At 71.6% G+C, this 17600-nt stretch carries 22 protein-coding genes; 10 read left to right on the plus strand and 12 right to left on the minus strand.

What is annotated here, in order from left to right; all coding sequences use genetic code 11:
* Nucleotides 1-426: 426 nt before the first annotated feature.
* From FKD65_RS43885 to FKD65_RS02455, 6 genes are all read left to right on the plus strand, one after another.
* On the plus strand, nucleotides 427-600 hold the full coding sequence (locus tag FKD65_RS43885) for a hypothetical protein (protein ID WP_168220912.1): 174 nt from the start codon (nucleotides 427-429) through the stop codon (nucleotides 598-600).
* 3 nt (nucleotides 601-603) lie between these two features.
* The gene (locus FKD65_RS43890) at nucleotides 604-771 is read left to right on the plus strand and encodes a hypothetical protein (protein WP_168220913.1); all 168 of its coding nucleotides are present in this window, start codon (nucleotides 604-606) and stop codon (nucleotides 769-771) included.
* 21 nt (nucleotides 772-792) lie between these two features.
* Entirely contained in the window at nucleotides 793-1287 is a 495-nt protein-coding gene (locus tag FKD65_RS02440) for a hypothetical protein (RefSeq protein WP_141575887.1), read from the plus strand.
* An 80-nt stretch (nucleotides 1288-1367) separates the two neighbouring features.
* The gene (locus FKD65_RS02445) at nucleotides 1368-2480 is read left to right on the plus strand and encodes a DUF3560 domain-containing protein (protein ID WP_141575890.1); all 1113 of its coding nucleotides are present in this window, start codon (nucleotides 1368-1370) and stop codon (nucleotides 2478-2480) included.
* Nucleotides 2481-2687: 207 nt separating this feature from the next.
* Nucleotides 2688-3197 carry a hypothetical protein gene (locus FKD65_RS02450; protein WP_141575892.1) on the plus strand — a complete coding sequence of 170 codons (510 nt, stop codon included), beginning with the start codon at nucleotides 2688-2690 and terminating at the stop codon, nucleotides 3195-3197.
* Complete coding sequence (locus FKD65_RS02455) at nucleotides 3194-3430, plus strand: hypothetical protein (protein ID WP_141575894.1); 237 nt, start codon at nucleotides 3194-3196, stop codon at nucleotides 3428-3430. Before FKD65_RS02450 ends, FKD65_RS02455 begins: the two co-directional genes overlap by 4 nt.
* 13 nt (nucleotides 3431-3443) lie before the next feature.
* Here the strand turns inward: FKD65_RS02455 and FKD65_RS02460 are convergent, their stop codons facing one another.
* The 7 genes from FKD65_RS02460 to FKD65_RS02490 are packed head-to-tail and all read right to left on the minus strand — an operon-like array spanning nucleotide 3444 to nucleotide 6524.
* The gene (locus FKD65_RS02460) at nucleotides 3444-3713 is read right to left on the minus strand and encodes a DUF2829 domain-containing protein (RefSeq protein ID WP_141575896.1); all 270 of its coding nucleotides are present in this window, start codon (nucleotides 3711-3713) and stop codon (nucleotides 3444-3446) included.
* Between the two features lie 11 nt (nucleotides 3714-3724).
* Complete coding sequence (locus FKD65_RS02465; RefSeq protein WP_141575898.1) at nucleotides 3725-4348, minus strand: hypothetical protein; 624 nt, start codon at nucleotides 4346-4348, stop codon at nucleotides 3725-3727.
* Complete coding sequence (locus FKD65_RS02470; RefSeq protein WP_141575901.1) at nucleotides 4308-4772, minus strand: hypothetical protein; 465 nt, start codon at nucleotides 4770-4772, stop codon at nucleotides 4308-4310. The genes FKD65_RS02465 and FKD65_RS02470 overlap by 41 nt, the downstream gene beginning before the upstream one ends.
* 8 nt (nucleotides 4773-4780) lie before the next feature.
* Nucleotides 4781-5215 (minus strand): hypothetical protein, encoded by a 435-nt coding sequence (locus FKD65_RS02475; protein ID WP_141575903.1) that lies wholly within the window; start codon nucleotides 5213-5215, stop codon nucleotides 4781-4783.
* A complete protein-coding gene (locus tag FKD65_RS02480; RefSeq protein WP_141575905.1) occupies nucleotides 5212-5766 on the minus strand; it encodes a 3'-5' exoribonuclease in 555 nt (184 codons plus the stop codon). Before FKD65_RS02480 ends, FKD65_RS02475 begins: the two co-directional genes overlap by 4 nt.
* Before the next feature lie 6 nt (nucleotides 5767-5772).
* Nucleotides 5773-6228, minus strand: coding sequence for a hypothetical protein (locus FKD65_RS02485; RefSeq protein WP_141575907.1), 456 nt, complete (start codon nucleotides 6226-6228; stop codon nucleotides 5773-5775).
* The gene (locus FKD65_RS02490; RefSeq protein ID WP_141575909.1) at nucleotides 6225-6524 is read right to left on the minus strand and encodes a hypothetical protein; all 300 of its coding nucleotides are present in this window, start codon (nucleotides 6522-6524) and stop codon (nucleotides 6225-6227) included. Before FKD65_RS02490 ends, FKD65_RS02485 begins: the two co-directional genes overlap by 4 nt.
* A gap of 153 nt (nucleotides 6525-6677) precedes the next feature.
* Between FKD65_RS02490 and FKD65_RS02495 the strand changes: the two genes are divergently transcribed.
* Complete coding sequence (locus FKD65_RS02495; RefSeq protein WP_141575911.1) at nucleotides 6678-7046, plus strand: hypothetical protein; 369 nt, start codon at nucleotides 6678-6680, stop codon at nucleotides 7044-7046.
* Nucleotides 7047-7206: 160 nt separating this feature from the next.
* Here FKD65_RS02495 and FKD65_RS02500 read toward each other — a convergent pair whose 3' ends face one another.
* From FKD65_RS02500 to FKD65_RS02515, 4 genes are all read right to left on the minus strand, one after another.
* Complete coding sequence (locus FKD65_RS02500; protein WP_141575913.1) at nucleotides 7207-7452, minus strand: helix-turn-helix domain-containing protein; 246 nt, start codon at nucleotides 7450-7452, stop codon at nucleotides 7207-7209.
* Between the two features lie 129 nt (nucleotides 7453-7581).
* A complete protein-coding gene (locus FKD65_RS02505; RefSeq protein ID WP_141575915.1) occupies nucleotides 7582-7779 on the minus strand; it encodes a hypothetical protein in 198 nt (65 codons plus the stop codon).
* A gap of 124 nt (nucleotides 7780-7903) precedes the next feature.
* Nucleotides 7904-8854, minus strand: coding sequence for a phosphotransferase (locus tag FKD65_RS02510; protein ID WP_141575917.1), 951 nt, complete (start codon nucleotides 8852-8854; stop codon nucleotides 7904-7906).
* A 33-nt stretch (nucleotides 8855-8887) separates the two neighbouring features.
* Complete coding sequence (locus FKD65_RS02515) at nucleotides 8888-10558, minus strand: helix-turn-helix transcriptional regulator (RefSeq protein ID WP_141575919.1); 1671 nt, start codon at nucleotides 10556-10558, stop codon at nucleotides 8888-8890.
* Between the two features lie 11 nt (nucleotides 10559-10569).
* Between FKD65_RS02515 and FKD65_RS02520 the strand changes: the two genes are divergently transcribed.
* From FKD65_RS02520 to FKD65_RS02530, 3 genes are read left to right on the plus strand one after another with little or no spacing between them, the layout of a single operon-like run.
* Complete coding sequence (locus tag FKD65_RS02520; RefSeq protein WP_141575921.1) at nucleotides 10570-12456, plus strand: hypothetical protein; 1887 nt, start codon at nucleotides 10570-10572, stop codon at nucleotides 12454-12456.
* Nucleotides 12449-13162: an SDR family NAD(P)-dependent oxidoreductase gene (locus tag FKD65_RS02525; protein WP_141575923.1), complete on the plus strand. Its 714-nt coding sequence runs from the start codon at nucleotides 12449-12451 to the stop codon at nucleotides 13160-13162. Before FKD65_RS02520 ends, FKD65_RS02525 begins: the two co-directional genes overlap by 8 nt.
* A complete protein-coding gene (locus tag FKD65_RS02530) occupies nucleotides 13155-14459 on the plus strand; it encodes an AMP-binding protein (RefSeq protein ID WP_141575926.1) in 1305 nt (434 codons plus the stop codon). Before FKD65_RS02525 ends, FKD65_RS02530 begins: the two co-directional genes overlap by 8 nt.
* Nucleotides 14460-14585: 126 nt before the next feature.
* Here the strand turns inward: FKD65_RS02530 and FKD65_RS02535 are convergent, their stop codons facing one another.
* A complete protein-coding gene (locus FKD65_RS02535) occupies nucleotides 14586-17555 on the minus strand; it encodes a tetratricopeptide repeat protein (protein WP_205718518.1) in 2970 nt (989 codons plus the stop codon).
* Nucleotides 17556-17600 lie beyond the last annotated feature (45 nt).

Consider the following 17600-nt stretch of genomic DNA (forward strand, 5'->3'; position numbering starts at 1 on the left):
CGGCCCTGCCGGGGCGGTGGCAGCCCTGCCGGACGGCCCTGCCGGGGCGGTGTGCAGCCCTGCCGGACGGCCCTGCCGGGGCGGTGGCAGCCCTGCCGGACGGCCCTGCCGGGGCGGTGTGCAGCCCTGCCGGACGGCCCTGCCGGGGCGGTGTGCAGCCCTGCCGGACGGCCCTGCCGGGGCGGTGTGCAGCCCTGCCGGACGGCCCTGCCGGGGCGGTGGCAGCCCTGCCGGACGGCCCTGCCGGGGCGGTGTGCAGCCCTGCCGGACGGCCCTGCCGGGGCGGTGTGCAGCCCTGCCGGACGGCCCTGCCGGGGCGGTGTGCAAGCATCCAATATTCATGCCTGCTTAACTTGACTTGATTATTAAATTGCCATACCTTGGAGGTGTTGGCAGCAAGGCAGGAACGGAACCAGGAGAGAGCACATGGGCGAGATCAGCGTCGGACGGAAGGTCCGTTTCGAGTTCGACCCCGGCAAGTGGAGGGTCGGCACGGTCGTCGAAGTGGTGGAGCAGCCCGGATGGGACTGCCCCGAGCTGTACATCCGCTACCGCGGGAGCATCAGCCCCCGGCGCGCGACCAGCGTCACGGCGGTCTGACCCATGGCAGCTGACTCGAAGCCCCAGGCAAGCCAGACCGGCGGGAGTCGGTCCTGGCTGGACATGGGACCGCGCGCCTTCGACGCCGAGGCCGGCCCGGAGGCCGACTACCAGCAGGACGCGCTGTTCCCCGAGCCCGACCCCTGCGGCACCACCGACCTGCTCTCCTAACCGCCCCCTGAAAGGCTGATCATGCTCAAGGCCACCCTGACCGCGCTGGCGCACACGCTCAGCCCCGCCCGCCGCGCCATCCGTCCCGAACGGCTCCAGGCCCTCACCGACGAGGAGCTCGCCGACCTTTTCCAGCGGTGGAACCGGCGTTCGTTCGTGGCCGACGCGGTGCTGCGTGAAGCCGACCGCCGGGACAAGGTCGATGAGAAGGCGCGGCAGAAGGCGACGCGGCAGGCCAGGCGGCGCGCCAAGGAGGCCGGCCTGCGCGACGCCTACCAGGACTGGGTGCATTCGCAGTACCTGCTGGCCGAGGAGTACACCCGCGGGAACCTGCTCAACCGGGTTGGGAAGGCGGCCGGGGTGGACCCGTACAGCCTGTTCTCCGGGCAGTGGTCGCGGGCCCGCAAGTACGCGTCCGAGGAGCTGGTGGCCTTCTGGGGCGAGCACGGCCGGATCACCTTCGCCGAGTTCAAGCGGCGGTCCCGCGAGCAGGCGCCCGAGCAGGCTGCGGCCTGACCCTCTCCCCCGTTAAGCCGGGGCCCCGTCCGCCCGCCCGGACGGGGCCCACCCCCCTTTGAAGACAGGAGACATCCGTCATGACCATCACAATCACGCACACGCTCGCCGAGGGGACCCTCGTGCACGGCACGGCTCGGGGTGACGGGACCGGGCAGATCCTCGGCGGCAAGGGAGGTTGCGGGTTCCGCTTCAGCCGGAACCTGGATGCCTGGTACCTCCCGCACTCGCGGGACTGGGTGTCCAACACCGTGGTGATCCGTGAAGCCGAGAGGCGGCTCCGCGAGGCCGGCTACACCGTCACGGTGGAGGTCGACGACGCCTCCCGGGGCCGGGACTTCGCGGAGGCCGAGGCCGAGCGGAACGAGCGGGCGGAGGACCGGGCCGAGCGGTACGGGACGCGGGGCGCACGCGCTGCCCGGGCCGGTGCGGCCCGGTGGGCCCACAACCGGGAGCGGATGTCGCACATCCCGATGGGGCAGCCGATCCTGGTCGGTCACCACTCCGAACGGAGGCACCGCAACTTCCTCGACCGGATGTGGCGCAGCGACGGCATCGCGGTCAAGGACATGAAGCGGGGCGAGTACTGGGCGGCGCGGTCCGCGGCGGCGGCCAAGTACCAGGACCGGCGGGAGTCGCTCCCGACCACGCTGCGGCGGATCGCGAAGCTGGAGGCCGAGCTGCGGGCCCTGGACCGGCGGCTCGCCGACGCACAGGAGCGCGCCGCAGTGGAGGCCGAGCCGGGCGGGCGGGCGGAGCGGATGCGGGGCTGGATCCGGCGGATGCTGCGCCGTACGGACGCGCCGGTGCCCGACAGCCCAGCGGTGGTGAGGCTGCGGACCATGCGGGAGCAGACTGACGGGCAACTGGCCTACTGGCGGGAGCACGTCGAGCGCCTGGAGGAGCAGGGCGCCAAGGTGTGGGGTCCCGGCGACTTCACCGCGGGCGACTTCGCGCTGCACCGGGGCCGGTGGTACGAGGTGATCCGCGTCAACCCCAAGACGCTCACGGTGCCGTGGCAGCACCTCGGAATACACACGGCGGTCCTCACCGTGGAGGCCGCGACCAAGGCACAAAAGACAGGAGGTCGGCTGCACACCGACCGGTTCGGATACGACGACATCCAGGGCCGGATGTCGGCCGAGGAGATGGCCGCCAAGCTGGCGCAGCCGGCGGTGGCCCAGGACGGGTGACCTCGGGCAGCCGGTAGGGCCCTGCCCCTGTTCAGCGGGGGCGGGGCCCTGCCTGCTGCGGGTGACCGGCTACCGGGCACGACAGGAGGGATGAGAGGCATGAGAGCACAGGTCCGGCTGGCGGCCGGTAGGCATGGCGCGGGGGCGGCGCGGCCGATACTGGCCCGCAGGGGCTGCCTGCGAGTTGCGGCGCAGTATTCTGCCTCCATGAACCTTGACGGGATTATTGTCTTGCAGGACCCGGCGGAGATCCCCGCAGACCCGGCGGACATCCCCCCCGAGGCCCTCATCAACATCGACGTGTGGGCCGCCCTCCAGGGGGTGAAGAAGACGACCGTCGAGGCGAACCGGTCCAGGCACAACGCCCGGCGCGGGACCCCGCAGGCCAGGGCCGGCGACATGCCCGGCGAGGACACCGTGCTCGGGCGGGTCCCGTTCTGGCGGATGTCGACCTTCCGGGAGTGGCAGGCCAGCAAGCCGGGCAAGGGCGCGGGCGCGGGCCGCCCGAAGGGAACCGGGGGAAAGTACTCCCCCAGGGCACCCCGCACCCTGCAACTGCCGGGGAGCTGCCCGCACTGCGAGGAGACGATCCGGCGGAAGGATCTCCCCGAAGACGCCAAGACCCGCAGCCGCCGCAGCCTGGAGCTGCCTGCGCTGTGCCCGCACTGCCGCCGGGAGATCCGCGGCGAGGACCTCATGGCCAAGGCGTCGACGTGACCGGCGACGCCAGCGGCCGGGACGGTGAGCGGCGGGCGGTGTACTACCGGCGGCGACGTCTGGCCCCCCAGACCGGGCCGGTGCCGGAGCCGGAGGTATCGCCCAGCGACCGGCTGCTCGACAGCATCCTCGCCGGCGAGGTCGACGCAGTCTGGGCCATCGACAAGGAGACCGGTGAGCCGCGCGCGTTCCCGGCATCCCCGCCCGGCGAGCGGGACCAGGAGCGCGAGTAGCTCACAGGTGAGGTCAGGCCGTGGCCCAGTCGGTGGCGAGGATGTCGGTCTGGGACGCGACCCAGGGCACGAAGTCGGCGTCGACGGTCCGCATCATCAGGTAGGGGCGGAACCGGCACACCGTGCCCTGCTTGATGCCGGTCGCCTGCGCGGTGTTGGCGTTGATGGGGATGCCGTGCGGGTAGCCGGCCTGGAGCACGATGAACATGCCCTTGCCGTTCCATCCTTCGCGGGTGAGCCTCTCCCCGGCGCGGAGCCGTTCGAGGGCCTGGCCGAAGTCCATGCGTGGCCTTTCTAGGTGAGGAGCCGGGTGCCCCAAGGGCGTCCGGGGCGGCATCGGCAACGGGAGTGGACCGAGCCGGGCAGCCCGATGCGCGGCGGCTTGGACAGCAGGAAGTCGCGGCCGTGGGCGTGGCGGCAGTCGGCGGTGGTGGAGCCGTCTCGGACGGCGTACCAGCCGAGCCGGTCCCCGTAGATGGCGGCGAGGCGGTCCACCTCAATCGCGGTGCGGCGCCGGTTCTGCTGGGCGGCCAGGTGCTGCCGGAGGTATCGCGACTCGGGGCGCAGTGCCTTGCGAACGGCGTCGGCGACGGTTTCGCCTCTGCTGCGGGTCTTGATCGCGGTGTGGATGCGGCGGGCCGCGTTGACCAGGTACCACGCCCGGTACTTGTGGGCGTCGCGCCGGTCCTGCCGCTGGGCGCGGCCGGTGGCGCGGGGCGGGCGGTCGGGCAGGATGCGGGCGGCCAGGTCGACGGCGGCGCGGATCGCGGCCGCGGCGAGGCGGAGCGGCTGGAGTGCCCGGCGCAGCGCTGCCGCCGCGGCGGTGGCGGTCAGGCCGGCGGCCAGGACTGCCGCCGCGGCCTCCACGACCCGCCGGTCACGACGGTCGGGCTGCGGCTCCTGGTCGTGGCTCGCCATCACCGCCCCCAGGCTGCGCGGTGCGGACCGTGTGCCGTTCGAGGAGATCGGCGGCGACGGTGGCAGCCACGTTCAGCGGCACCATCGGCGGGGTGCCGGTCGCAAAGGGCTCCAGCAGACGGGTCAGGGCGTACACCGCGCCGTCGTCGACGTCCGCGCGGTACAGGTGGGTGTGGGGCGGCGGCCAGAACGGCAGGACGAGGTTTCCCGCCGAGCTGGCGCGGCTCCGCTCGGCGCGCTGCAGCAGCAGTGCCCATGTCTCGATCGCGTCGTGGCGCTGGCTGAATCCCTCGACCACCAGGACGTTGAAGCCGAGCAGGCCACGCAGCCGGTGCACGCCGCCCGCCATGATTAGGGCGTCGTGAGGGATGCCGTGGGTGCGCGCCTCCCTCACACCCTCGCGGTAGCCGGGGGCGCACACCACCGTCGGGATCATTCGGCGTGCGCGCGGGCGAGCGCGCTCTCGTAGGCGACCCGCTGGCGTTCCAGGACGACCGCGAAGGTGCGGGCGGCGTCCGCCACGGGCACCGTGCGGCCGTAGCGGCTCGCGAAAGGCTCGATCAAGGCGGTGAGGGTGTCGACGGTGAGGGGGTCGACCACCGTGGTGTAGACGGCGTTGACCAGGGGCGGGTGCGTCGGCAGGATCGGCGGGTCGTCGACCTGCTGCACCGCGTCCCGGACCTGCTGCCAGACCTGGCCCGCGTCCGGGTGCCGCGAGAACGCGCCCGTGACCGTCACATCGACCGTGGGTTCGTCGGCGAGGCGGTCGAGCTGGTGGGTGTGGAGCCGGTCAGCGGGCTCGATGCCGAGGGCGTCGGCGGCCTTGTCGGCGTCGGCGCCGTTGAGGGCGCAGATGATCGTCTTCACTTCGCGGGGTTCCGTTCTGCGTTGAGCCGGTCGAGGACCTCGGCGCGGACCTTGTTGTGGCGGGCGTCGGCCAGGGCGTTGTGGACGCCTGCCGGCTGGTCGGGCAGGGGCGGGTTCCCGAGCCGTTCGGCTTCCTGCCTGAGGTCGTTGGTCCACATCGGGACGCCGGGCGGCAGCGCGCTCATCGGGCCCCACAGCTGGGCGAGCACGACGTGGTCGTAGGCGCCGTACCAGGCCCACAGCTGCGGGTCGGGCGTGGCGGCGATGAACGCGTGGACGGCGCGGGCGATCTGCGCGCGCGGCCGGACGTCGGGGTGTTCGAGGTCGAGGTGCCCGTGCAGGCAGCGGCAGCGGACGCCGGGCGGGTCCGGCCGCTGCGGCAGCGTCGGCCACACGTTGTCGACCAGCCAGTCGTTGGCGAAGAACTTCCGGCGGTCGAAGTCGCTGCTGACGGCGTAGAACTCCCGGCCGTCGGCAGCGACCAGGCCAATGCTCACGAGGTCGATCGTCGTGCCGTCCTCGTTGAACTCGCAGTCGTAGAAGATCCTCATCGCGGGTCAGGCCTTCCAGGCTTCGGGGTCGTTGCGGCGGCCCCGCTCGGGCATCACGTACGGGTTGGAGGCGTAGGTGTAGCCGAGGTGGTCACCGGTCTTCAGGTGCGGGTTGCCGAGGGAGATGCCGCCTTCGCAGCCGCCGGTGTAGAGGCCGGGTCCGGTCCAGCCGACGCACGGGTCCCCTTCGTGGCGGCCGTGGGGGCAGCGGTCCAGGTCGGCGACGATCTGGGCCAGCGCTCGCTGCGCGGACTCGTCGACGGGCAGCTCGGTGAGGTACTCGCGGAGCTTGGCGGCGGCCTGGGCGGCGCGCTGCACGGCCACGGTGAGCGGCGTGTACAAGACCACGGAGGCAAGTTGCCGGGCGGCGTTCGACTCGTCCAGGCGGGTGAGGTGGTCGCTGGCCCACTGCAACGCCTGCGTGATCCTGGCGAGCTCGCGGGTGGCGTCGTCCTTCTTCACGGATGCGGGTTCCTTCGCGGGTGGGCGAGGCGAGACTGAGCGGCCGCGGTTGCGGGCAGGCCATCCCTCATCACGCTGCCCGAGGGACGGGTTTCGAGGGTGTCGGCGAGCTTGCGGAGTTCGCCGGCGATGTTGTCGGCGAGCGTCGAGGCGTGGACGATGGCCTGCACTCGCCGGACCGGCACCGGGGCGGCGTCGACGGCTTCCCATACGGTGCTGAGCTCGCAGCGGACCGGCACCTCGGCGATGGTCAGGCCGTCCAGGACGACTTTCAGCGGCAGGGCGACTTCGCTCATGCCGGCTTCTCGTGGCTGATTGGGAAGAGGCGGGCGAGCGCCCGGGGCCACTGTCTCGGCTTGCTCGTGCTTAGGGTCTGGGGCGCGGGAGTGTCGTGCATCGCGGGTCTCCGGTCGTGTTCGGCTGGAGTGGCCGGATGAGGCCGGGCGGGGGTGTATCTGCGCACGTGCGGGCGCGCGCTGATGTGGGATGCGATCATGCATCGTTTGCTGCCGTTGGGCATTGCCCTGGCGTTCGTGGGCGTGTGGCTCGGGTTCGTGCCGGTGTCGGCCGGCGAGTTCGAGTGCGGGTCGGTGTACCGCCCGAAGTCCCTCAGCACGGACCTCGGGCCGAACTTCCCTGGCGAACTGCTGGGCCCGGCGCAGGACGCTTTCGGTTCGACGAACCAGGCGTGCGCACGGCAGCGGACACAACTGGTCGCGCTGCCGATGGCCGCGGTCATCGTTGCTGGGATCGGCGCCGCGGTGGCGGGCGGTCTGGCATGGCGGCGAGGAAAGGTGCTGGCTAGCGCCGCCGAGTAAGGAGGCGGCCCTTCGCCCCGTGACCCCCCGCTTGGGTCGAAGGGGCGAAGGGCCGCTCAATCTCCGGGGCGTCCTGCCTCGCGCGAAGGACAGGCCCGGAGGGCGCACTCAGCCCAGGTCTTGAAGCCCTGGGGGTGCGCAGTCTGGAGCGCGGCGGGTTTCAGCCGGCGAACGCGGCACGCGAGGTGCGTTTCATACTGCCGCTGGTGCGGAGCGCCGCCTCGTAGGCGAGCCGCTCGGCCTTGACGACGTCGCTGCGCCGGTAGATGGGGCGGCGGGGCGGCGAGCCGTCTGCGGGCGTGAGGTAGCCGTTCGTCCGCCAGGTGCTGATCGTGGACGGCGAGACTTCCATCGCGGTGGCGGCCTGCTTGGTCGTCCAGTACTCCTCGCCATCGGGGCCGATCACGCGATCACCCCCTAGGCGCACGAATGCCCCCAACCGGCGTACCGGGCTGAGGGCATGGGTGTTGCAGGTGATCTTTAGTTTGGACCGCAGGTCAGAGCGTTGTCAACGCGGGCACGGTGCCTGATTCGGTCACGCACGATCGAGTGCCTGGGGCAGCTGAATGGTGCAGGGCTGTCCGGTGTGTGCGGGGCGGACGCACGCCCAGCCGCCGGCGTTGGGCGCGACGATGTGCATCGCGGGAAGCAGCGGCAGAATCGACGGCCCGTCAACGAACAGTCCGTCCTCAGGACCGGGCGGGGTGTGCTCGCGCGCAGCGGTCGACAGCATGGCTCCTCAACGAGGCGAAGGCTTCCAGGTGGGATGCCCTATTGTCTCGGCTCGGCCCGACAGAACGCGACTCCAGGTAGATCGCCGATGCGGGAGCCTCACGCATGCGCTGCCCTCATGGCGGCTACGCCCAGCCCGTGCGGTGCGCGACCCAGGCCGCGGCGGCGCGCGCGGCCCGCGCCTGGTGAGCCCGCAGGTGCGGCACGCCAGGCGGGTCTGGGAGCCGCGACTGGCGCGCCCAGTAGCCTGCGAACGCCGCGGCGTACCCGGTCACGACCGCATCGTCCGCGCCCGCCGCCTCGAGCGCCGTGCCGAGCGCGCCGGCGACGACGGCCTCGGCTGCTGCTGGAGTGTGCCCCGCCAAGATCAGGTGTGGGATGAGGTCGGCAACGTCGATCCATGCTGCGCCTCTGACCGGCTGCCCCCAGTCCACCAGCATCGCTCGGCGCCCGGTGACCAGGAGGTTGCTGCGGTTGATGTCGCCGTGCAGGAGGGTGGCGCCGTCGGCGGCCGGTAGCCACGTGGTCTCGGCGTCAGCGAGGGCCTGGAGGTTGCGGCGCACCCACGGGTCAGCGGGAGGTTCGGGTACGGCGGCCAACTCCCGCCAGCCGTGCACGAAGCCGGCGAGTTCCTTCCCGGCGTCCGGGACGTCCAGCACTGGGCAGGGGGTGAGTGAGGCCGCGAGCCCGGCCACCATCTCCACCACCACGACGACGTCCGCAGAGCCCGGCGTCAGGTCTGCGTGACGGCCGCCGGCGTCGTCGAACGCCAGCACGACCCAACCGGCAACCACGTCGTCCCAGCGCAACCGGGGCGCGGGCACGGCGCTGGGGAGGGCTCGGACGACCCGCGCCTCATCCCGGTACCGGTTTGCGAGCGGATGCGTGCACTCGATGCCCTTGACGAACACGCGGTCGCCGTCGGCGAGCTGGAGGCGGACGGCCAGGCCGGGCGTGAATCCGGCTGTCTGTACTTCCGCCGCCTCGACCCGGCCGAGGCGGTCGGCCAGGCCGTCACGGAGCGGCGCGGGAAGCTGGTCCCAGCTCGGGCGCACGGCGGTACCGGTCGAGGTCATGCGGCGGATGTCCCTTCCCGGGAGCGGCGTGGTTCAGCGGTTGCCGAGGTCACGGGCCGCGGTCTGAAGCGCGTCGTGGAACTCGGAGACCTTGGGTTGGCTGCGCCAGCTGGTGAGCGAGGTGTCGAGACGGTGCAGGTCTCGGAGGGCGTGGAGCGAACGGACGCGGGACGCCTCGGTGAGGGCGCCAAGGCCTGCGATCGCGGCCGCGTCCGGGGCCCGGTCGGCGGCGTGAGCTGCGCCGAGGCGGGCGAGGTGGATCGCGCGGTCGCGGTGCCCGATATTGGGGAGGCCGGTGAGGCGGGCTTGCAGGATCGTGACGGCGCGGGAGGGGCGGCCTGCGGCCAGGTAGCACGTGGCGCGCTGCAACTCGGCGAACGCCGGCGTGTAGAAGCGGAGGAAGGCCGGGCCCTGCGGCTGATGTGCGGCGTCCAGGAGTTCGTCCGCCCGGTCGAGAGAGGCCTCGGCGAGGGTGCCCGTCGCTGCCTGAGCGCGCGCTCGGTACAGCTGCGCGACGGCTACGAGCGCTGGAGGGATCGACTCGGTCCGTTCGGCGGCCTCGGCGAGCGCGCCGGCCGTGGCGTAATCGCCGCCGTCGAGAGTCATGGCGGAGCGCCGGAGGGTCATGTACGCGGCCAGCGCGTTGTCTCCGGCGGCGGCCGCGAGGCTGTTGGCGCGGTCGGCCCATCGCCAGCTTGAGCCTGTGTCGCCGCTCTCCCGGTAGAGCCAGCTGATGTGCTCGGCGTACTCGGCTTCGAGTTGGAGGAGTTCGGGCCGCTGGCCTGGACCGGCCGCACTGCGGGCGGCGGATATGTCGGTCAGGACATCAGCGAGGGTCATGATGTGGACGCGGGGCGCCATGAGGTGGTGCCCGCTCTGGTGGGCGACGAGCGTCCGCCGCCACGCCTCCGCACCGGAGACGGCGTCGGCTAAGGCCGGCCCCGGTAGGGCGTCGGGGAGGAGCGCCGCGAGGCCGGTGGCGGCGAGTAGCTCGGTGAAGCGACGGCGGGTAAGCCTCACGATGATGGTCCCTTCACCGATGAGCGCGCGTAGCGTGATGGCCGCTGGGTCGTCGTGGCCCGGATTATCAGCGTAATCAGATGCCGCGAGGTTCGACAGAACTTCGGAGATGATCGGAAACGGGATGGTCGTCTCTGGGGGGTTGGCGTTCCGGCGCGGACCGAAAAGAAGGTCGTCGACGAGGCAGCCGTAGAGCTGCGCTAATCGGGCCAGGTGCTCATGAGACGGCGCGCGGGCCGATGACGATGAGCAGGTGCGGCCGGGGCCGCCCCAGCGCTCCCAGTAGGAAATCTCCTTGCGCGTCTTGATGACCTCCTCGGGCCACCGGCGGTTGTAGGCCTCAGCGACCTGTTTCTGCGTGAGGCCGAGGGCGTGCCGGTAGGCCACCCTGGGGTTGACGTCGAACTCGGCGATCAGCGTTGCCGCGATCTCATGGACGGTTGCGCCTCTGGCCGCCATGAGGTGACGGCGCTCCCGGATTCGGCCGACCATCCCGCCATCGTTCATATGGGTCCGTTCTTTCTCCTCATCGGTCGCCCCGCCCGGGACCGTACTCATCCCGATGAGCGCGAAAAACCCCGCCGGGCGGGGCGTTCCGATCTTCCCCGGGACGCCCTGCCCGGCGGGGTCTGCTTCGCCGCAGCTCTCATGTTGGGTGAGGTCACGCCCGCCGCCCACGAGCATGTGGAGGTTCCATGATCCTCACCAGCACCTACCGGGACCACACCGTCCCGCCTCGTGACCTTCTCGCCGCGTTCTCGCCGCTCGACCACGCCACCACGGCGGGGCTTGACCCCGACGCCGTGGAGGCCGCCTACGAGCGGCTCCTGCGCCGCCTTGCCGTGCTCATCGCCCTGCACGGCCCCGACGCGCCCGCCCGCTACCTCAACGCCGTCGCCGCCGCAGCCCCCGCCAGCAGCAACGGCGACGCCGGCGACACCGACCCCGAGGAGGCGGGCCAGGACCTGGTGGACCTGACCGCCGCGTTCCTCGACCACGGCCGCGCGCACGGCCCTGGTGAGATCAGCGAGCTGCAGCAGGAACTCGTGCACTTCTCCCGCATCGTGGACATCGGGCAGCTCGGGCTACAGGGCGGCGTCGCCGAGCACTCTCTGCGCCGACTCCGCGGCTCCCACCGGCTCCCCGACTCGCTCAAGGTGCTCTCCGAGCTGATCATTGTCGCGCGCTCCCGGCTCCTGCAGCGTGGGCCGCTCCTCCCGGTCCCCCACCTACGGCCAGGGCAGACGACCGAGGCCGACGTCGACGAGGACATGACCACCTCCGCGCCGGCCTCCAGCCCCGACTACTGGATGGTCGTGCGGTCCGGGCGGCGGCGCTTGCGCCGGCAGTTCCGCTACGAACTGTCCGCCCTCCTGGCCTACCTCACCCCGGCCGAGGCCGCGCTCGCCCTGTGGGCGCACTGCCACGAGCAGCGCCTCGGCGTCTGCGTGGAACTGGCGTTGGTGCAGGTCGACGCCGTGGGTGGTGTCACTAGCGTCAACTGGCGGTACCAGGCTCCCGGCCCATCCGGTGACACGGTCGCCCGCGTCACCGCGACCCTCCCGACCGTCCACGGCCTGAGCGCGGGGATGTCCGCCACGGTGTGCGGGCACCAGGTGGTGGCCACCTCGCCGACCTCGGCGCGGGTGGTCGCCGTCGCCTCCGACGTCACGGCGGCGGAACTCCACGCCCCTGCCGCCGAGCGCCCGACGCCAGCCGAGTTGGCTGCCAGCGCCGTTGAGCTCATCGGCGGCTACAGCGGCCCGCCCCTGGTGAGCATGGAGGCCGGACACATCCACCTCGACCGCGACCTCGACGGCGACCAGGACGCCGGGGCCGCGATCGGCGCCGCCCTCTTATCCGCGCTCGGCGAGCGCCAGCAGCAGCCGCCCGTCCTGACACCGATGATGGACGACGATCACGTCTTGGTCCGGCTGACGCCCGACACCTACGTGCAGTTCCTCCGCCGCGCCTTCCCCACCGCGCCGATGCACCTGATCTGCGAGTCCTCGCCGATCCTCCGGTCGATCGTGGTCGCGCTGTTTCAGCGGATGCGCAACAGCCGGCTCGCCAATCGCCTCCAGATGCGCGGCGCGAACCTCTTCCTTCCACTCGATGACGGCAACCACGTCGAACTGTTCGAGGACTTCGACGGCGACCCGATCACCGGGTGCGTGCTCTTCGAGGTGGCGTTACTGATCTATCGGAGCGCGCCCGAACGGTTCGACACCTACTTCATCGACCGGTACGGCCTCTACGGCAGGGTGCATGACCACGCGGCCAGCATCCTTTCCCGCGCGGCCGGCGGTCATGACGTGACGGTCGCGGAGCTGCGGGGCTACTACCAGCAGTTCGCCGATGTCACCGACCCGCACCGGCCGGACGCGCACATCACCGGACTGGTCACCAACGTCCTCGCCGGCGCCGATCCGGTCTACGCGCACCTCAACGTCCTGGAGGACTACTACGAGGTGCAGCAGCGACGGGTGCGGGCCCTTATCGGCCTGCTGAGCCTGCCGCTCCGGTTGGTCACCGTTCATTTCAACGCCACCACCGGCCGGGTCGTGCTCGCCGATGAATGACGGTCCGCCCGGCCCGCTGCTGCTCACCGGGGCGTCGGGGACGGTCGGCGCTGCGATCGCCCGCGCCATCAGCGCCGCCGGGCTCGGTGAGGCCGTCGCGCTCGGCCGCACTCCGCCATGGCCGAATGTGTCCGGTGCCCGGTTCTGGCCGGTGGATCTGGCCGACCCAGACGAGGTCACGGAGCTGGCGGCGGGAATCACGGCCGGGCCGCCGGTCCGCGCCCTGGTCGCCGCGGCCGGCCTCGACTCCCGGGCGAGGCTCGGCGACTTCTCGCCCCAGGCGGCGGCGGAATGCATGCAGGTCAACGCGTGGGCGCACGTGGCGGTCCTCGCTGCGGCGCTGGACTCCCGCGTCGGCACCACCGGGGGGCCGCTCCCGGTGGTGCTGGTCTCCAGCGATGTCACCACCGGCCGCTCCGGCAGCGTCGCCGAAGCGGGGGTGCCGGGGACGCTGGTGTACGCGGCAGCCAAGGCCGCCGCTGAGGAAGCGCTCCGGCACGCCGTCGCTGACGCTCCACCGCCCGGCATGGCGCTGCTCATCATCCGGCTCCCCGACATCGGGGTCCCGATGCGCGCCGCCGCCCCTGGGCCACCTCCTCCGCCGCGTGACGGCGGACTTCCCCGGCCGGTGCTCGGCGCCGCCGTCAACGCGATCACTTCGTTCATCCGCGGCCCTCGGCCGCCCTTGGAGGTCTGGAATGCCTGACTGGACGATCTCAGCGCCCGGCCTGGCGCCGACGCCGGCGCGCGAGCTCGCCGCGCGGCGAGCGCCAGTGACGGCGGCCGCGGCCAACCCGCCCACCTTGATCCTCACCGGCGACGATCAGCCTGGCCTCGCGGCTGCGACCGAGCTGGCGTTACAGACCGGTCACCGCGTCGTGCTCGCCCCGCCCGGTACCGCGCCCGGCACCACCTCATGCCGGGCACGGGAGGACGGGCCACGCATCCCCGGAGGGCTCGCGGTGAACCTGTGCAGCATCGGCAACGCCTCAGGGCCCGGACCGGCGCCGGTACGGGTTCCGGGCAGCGACACCCGCGCCGGGTGGGACCTCGCTCTGTTCACCTCTGGGAGCACCACAGGCCGCCCACGCGGCTACGGGTTCACCGCGGCCCAGCTCGATGAGGTCACCCGCTGGTACAGCGACATCTACCGGGCCACGACCGACAGCATCATCGTCACCGCGCTCCCTGCGCACTACAACTTCACCTGTATCGCCGGCGTGCTCCTGGCCGCGCGGCTCGGCGCCCGCCTCCACTTCTCAACCTGCGGCGACGTCCTGAAGGATGCCGAGCGTCTTGCCGCCGACGCTGACCGCGTCATCGTCTTGGCCAACCCAGTCCTGTTGGATCAGGCCACCCCGGCGCGTCCCCTCCCCACGGTGGTGATCGACTCCGGCGGCGCGCCGCTGAGCACCACCGCCATCACCGACTACCGTGCGCACGGCATCGACGTCCGCGAAGGCTACGGGCTTACCGAGACCGCTTCACTCACTCACTTCGACACCGCTGCCACAACGGCGTCGCTCGGCACGGTCGGCCCGCCGATGCCCGGCGTGACCGCCCGGATCGTCTCGCGCGATGGGCTCCCGCTCGTCGAAGTGGCCAGCCCCGCCACCGCCGTCCCCCTCGACCTCGATGAGCCAGCGATCAGCGCATCCTTGCTCACCAGCGACGTCGGCGCAATCGACGGGTGTGGTCGTCTTCGGCTCCTCGGCCGCGCCGACGATCACCCGATCGGTGGCCTGTGGCCACGCGACACCCTCGATGCGCTCGGGCCCATCCTCGGTCGCCGCTGCGCCCTGGTCCGCCACTCCGCCAAGGACCGGGTCAGCGTCCGAACGCTGACCTCCCTGATCTCGGCGAGCGCCGAGGCGGTCACCGACCGCGTCGCCGATTTCCTCGGTCTCCCCCGCGACCACATCGCCCTCAGTTGCCAGGGCGCGGCGCCTCTCCTGCACTCCGCCAAGCTCACCCGCCGAGATGTGGCGGACACCGCATCCTGATTCAGCCGCAGCTGGCAGACCATACCAGACACCAACCGGCTCGACGCCGAACAATGAGTTCGGCATTTCGGCCCGGACGGCTCACCGCAGCGAGTGTCGGTAAACAGTCGTTCCTGAGACAGCCATCTACGGCTCTGTCACTGCCCGGAGGTTGCTACGCACGATCCCGGTTGTCGGGTGGTCAGCGCCCAGCACCCGCTCGCAGTCGATGAGGGTCTGCTCGTACATCGAGATCGCCCGACCCAAATCCCCCGCTGCCTCGTAGACGCCAGCGAGGTTGTTGCGAGAAGTCAAGGTATCGGGGTGGTCGGCCCCCAGCACCCGCTCGCGGTCGGTGAGGGTCTGCTCGTACATCGAGATCGCCCGGCCCAAATCCCCCACCTCGTTATAGGCGTAGGCGAGGTTGTTGCGGGAGGTCAGGGTATCGGGGTGGTCGGCCCCCAGCACCCGCTCGCGGTCGGTGAGGGTCTGCTCGTACATCGAGATCGCCCGGCCCAAATCCCCCGCCGTCTGGTAGGCGCTGGCGAGGTTGTTGCGAGAAGTCAGGGTCGAGGGGTGGTCGGCCCCCAGCACCCGCTCGCAGTCGGTGAGGGTCTGCTCGTACATCGAGATCGCCCGACCCAAATCCCCCGCCGCCTCGTAGGCGCCAGCGAGGTTGTTGCGAGAAGTCAAGGCATCGGGGTGGTCGGCCCCCAGCACCCGCTCGCGGTCGGTGAGGGTCTGCTCGTACATCGAGATCGCCCGGCCCAAATCCCCCACCTCGTTATAGGCGTAGGCGAGGTTGTTGCGGGAGGTCAGGGTATCGGGGTGGTCGGCCCCCAGCACCCGCTCGCGGTCGGTGAGGGTCTGCTCGTACATCGAGATCGCCCGGCCCAAATCCCCCGCCGCCTTGTAGACGCCAGCGAGGTTGTTGCAAGAAGTCAGGGTCGAGGGGTGGTCGGCCCCCAGCACCCGCTCGCGGTCGGTGAGGGTCTGCTCCAGCAGCGAAATCGCCCGGCCCAAATCCCCCGCCGCCTCGTAGACGCCAGCGAGGTTGTTGCGAGAAGTCAGGGTCGAGGGGTGGTCGGCCCCCAGCACCCGCTCGCAGTCGGTGAGGGTCTGCTCGTACATCGAGATCGCCCGGCCCAAATCCCCCACCTCGCTATAGGCGTAGGCGAGGTTGTTGCGAGAAGTCAGGGTCGAGGGGTGGTCGGCCCCCAGCACCCGCTCGCAGTCGGTGAGGGTCTGCTCGTACATCGAGATCGCCCGGCCCAAATCCCCCACCTCGCTATAGGCGTAGGCGAGGTTGTTGCGAGAAGTCAGGGTCGAGGGGTGGTCGGCCCCCAGCACCCGCTCGCGGTCGGTGAGGGTCTGCTCGTACATCGGGATCGCCCGGCCCAAATCCCCCGCCGCCTTGTAGACGCCAGCGAGGTTGTTGCGAGAAGTCAGGGTCGAGGGGTGGTCGGCCCCCAGCACCCGCTCGCGGTCGGTGAGGGTCTGCTCGTACATCGGGATCGCCCGGCCCAAATCCCCCGCCGCCTTGTAGACGCCAGCAAGGTTGTTGCGAGAAGTCAGGCTGTGGGGGTGGTCGGGGCCGCGCAGTCGTTGGGCAGTGGCCAGGGCGCGCTCGAAGTAGGCGATGGCGCGGGTCAGCAGTCCTTGGTTCTGCAGGAAGGCGGCGGCGCGGTCGAGTAGCAGGCTGAGCCAGGTGTCGTCGGTGCTGGAAGGCGTGTGGGCGGCCAGCGCGTCGATGTGAGGCAGTAGTTGCCGCCACCGTGGCCATCCGCCTGGATCGACGACGTCGGCGGGGCGGGTCTGGTTCAGCAGTCGGGTGGCGGTGTGACGGGCGGCGGTGATGGCCTCGGGACCGCGGTGGGGGTCGCGGTCCTCGACTGGGCGGTGGGTGTCGGGGGTGCGGGCGACGGCTTGGACGAGGCGGTGGACGGTGACGGTGTCGGGGGTGAGGGTGATCATGTTGTAGGCGGCGAGCTTGCCCAGCGCGGCCTGCAGTAGCGGCGGCGCGGCGTTCTCCTGCCATCCCTCCAGCCCGGCGAGACCATCGAGCAGGGTGCGTGGGACGGCTTCGGGCGCGTACCAGGCCAGGACCCGCAGCAGTTCACCGGCCAGTGGAGTGTCGGCGGTAATCCGGTCCAGGGTGATCCGCCAGATCCGCGCGATCGTCCGCGCGTCACTACCGGCATCACCAGCGGTGCCGGTGGGGCTGCCCTCGGCGGCCTGGTGATACATCACCGCCGGCGAAGCCGCGAGCAGGTCCAGGTAACCGCGCGGGGACAGCTGGTTTTGGAGCAGGTAGGCGGCGGCCTGCTCGACCGCCAGCGGCAGGCACCCCAACTCGGCCACCAACTCGGCCGCGCCGTCCAGACCTGCGCCGCCGGATCCGGCGGCGGCCCGTTCGGGGGCGGCGATTTGCGTGAGCAGGTCGATGGCTTGTTCCTCGGTGAGGACGTCCAGCCGCAGCACCCTGGCCCCGTACCGGTGCCAGCCTTGCCCGAGGCGGCTGGTGACCAGGACCCGGCCGCGCATCGTGCGGTCCAGCAGCGGCGCGATGTGACCGGGGTCGGTGAGGTTGTCCAAGACCACCAGCCACCCGGAGTGGCAACCCAGCCAGGCCAGCCCCCGCTCGGCGAGCGCCTCCAACTCCAGCGCCGTCCTCAGCTCCGGCTGCAGCGCGGCCGCCAGACCGGCGAGCCCTGCCTGCACGGCCGCGGCAGTGTCGGCGGTGATCCACCACACCGGATCAAACACCGCCTCACCGAGCCCCACCCGAGCCTCGGCCGCGGGGTGCGCAGCGCGGGCGGCGTGGGTGCCGGCGTAGCGGGCGGCCAGGGTGGACTTGCCCACCCCGCCCAGCCCATGCACCGCGGCCACCACCACCCCACCCGGCGCCCGCAACGCCGCATCCAGCTCATCGAGCTCGTCGCCGCGGCCGACGAACACCTGCCGGTGCCCCGGAACGTTCACCAATCCCGGCGGCGCCGCCACCTCGGAGACCGGCCGCACCGCCTCTGGCGGCAATACGGTCGAGTTGTTGATGTTCAGATCCCGGCCGGCCTGGTTGAGCTGGCTGTGCCCGGACGCGGTCCCTTCCAGGCGCACCCGCGGACTGTCAGCACGATCGGCGGAGTCGGCGCCATCAGTGCT

It is taken from the genome of Actinomadura sp. WMMA1423 (assembly GCF_006547145.1).
In the GTDB taxonomy this organism is placed as follows: Bacteria; Actinomycetota; Actinomycetes; order Streptosporangiales; family Streptosporangiaceae; genus Spirillospora.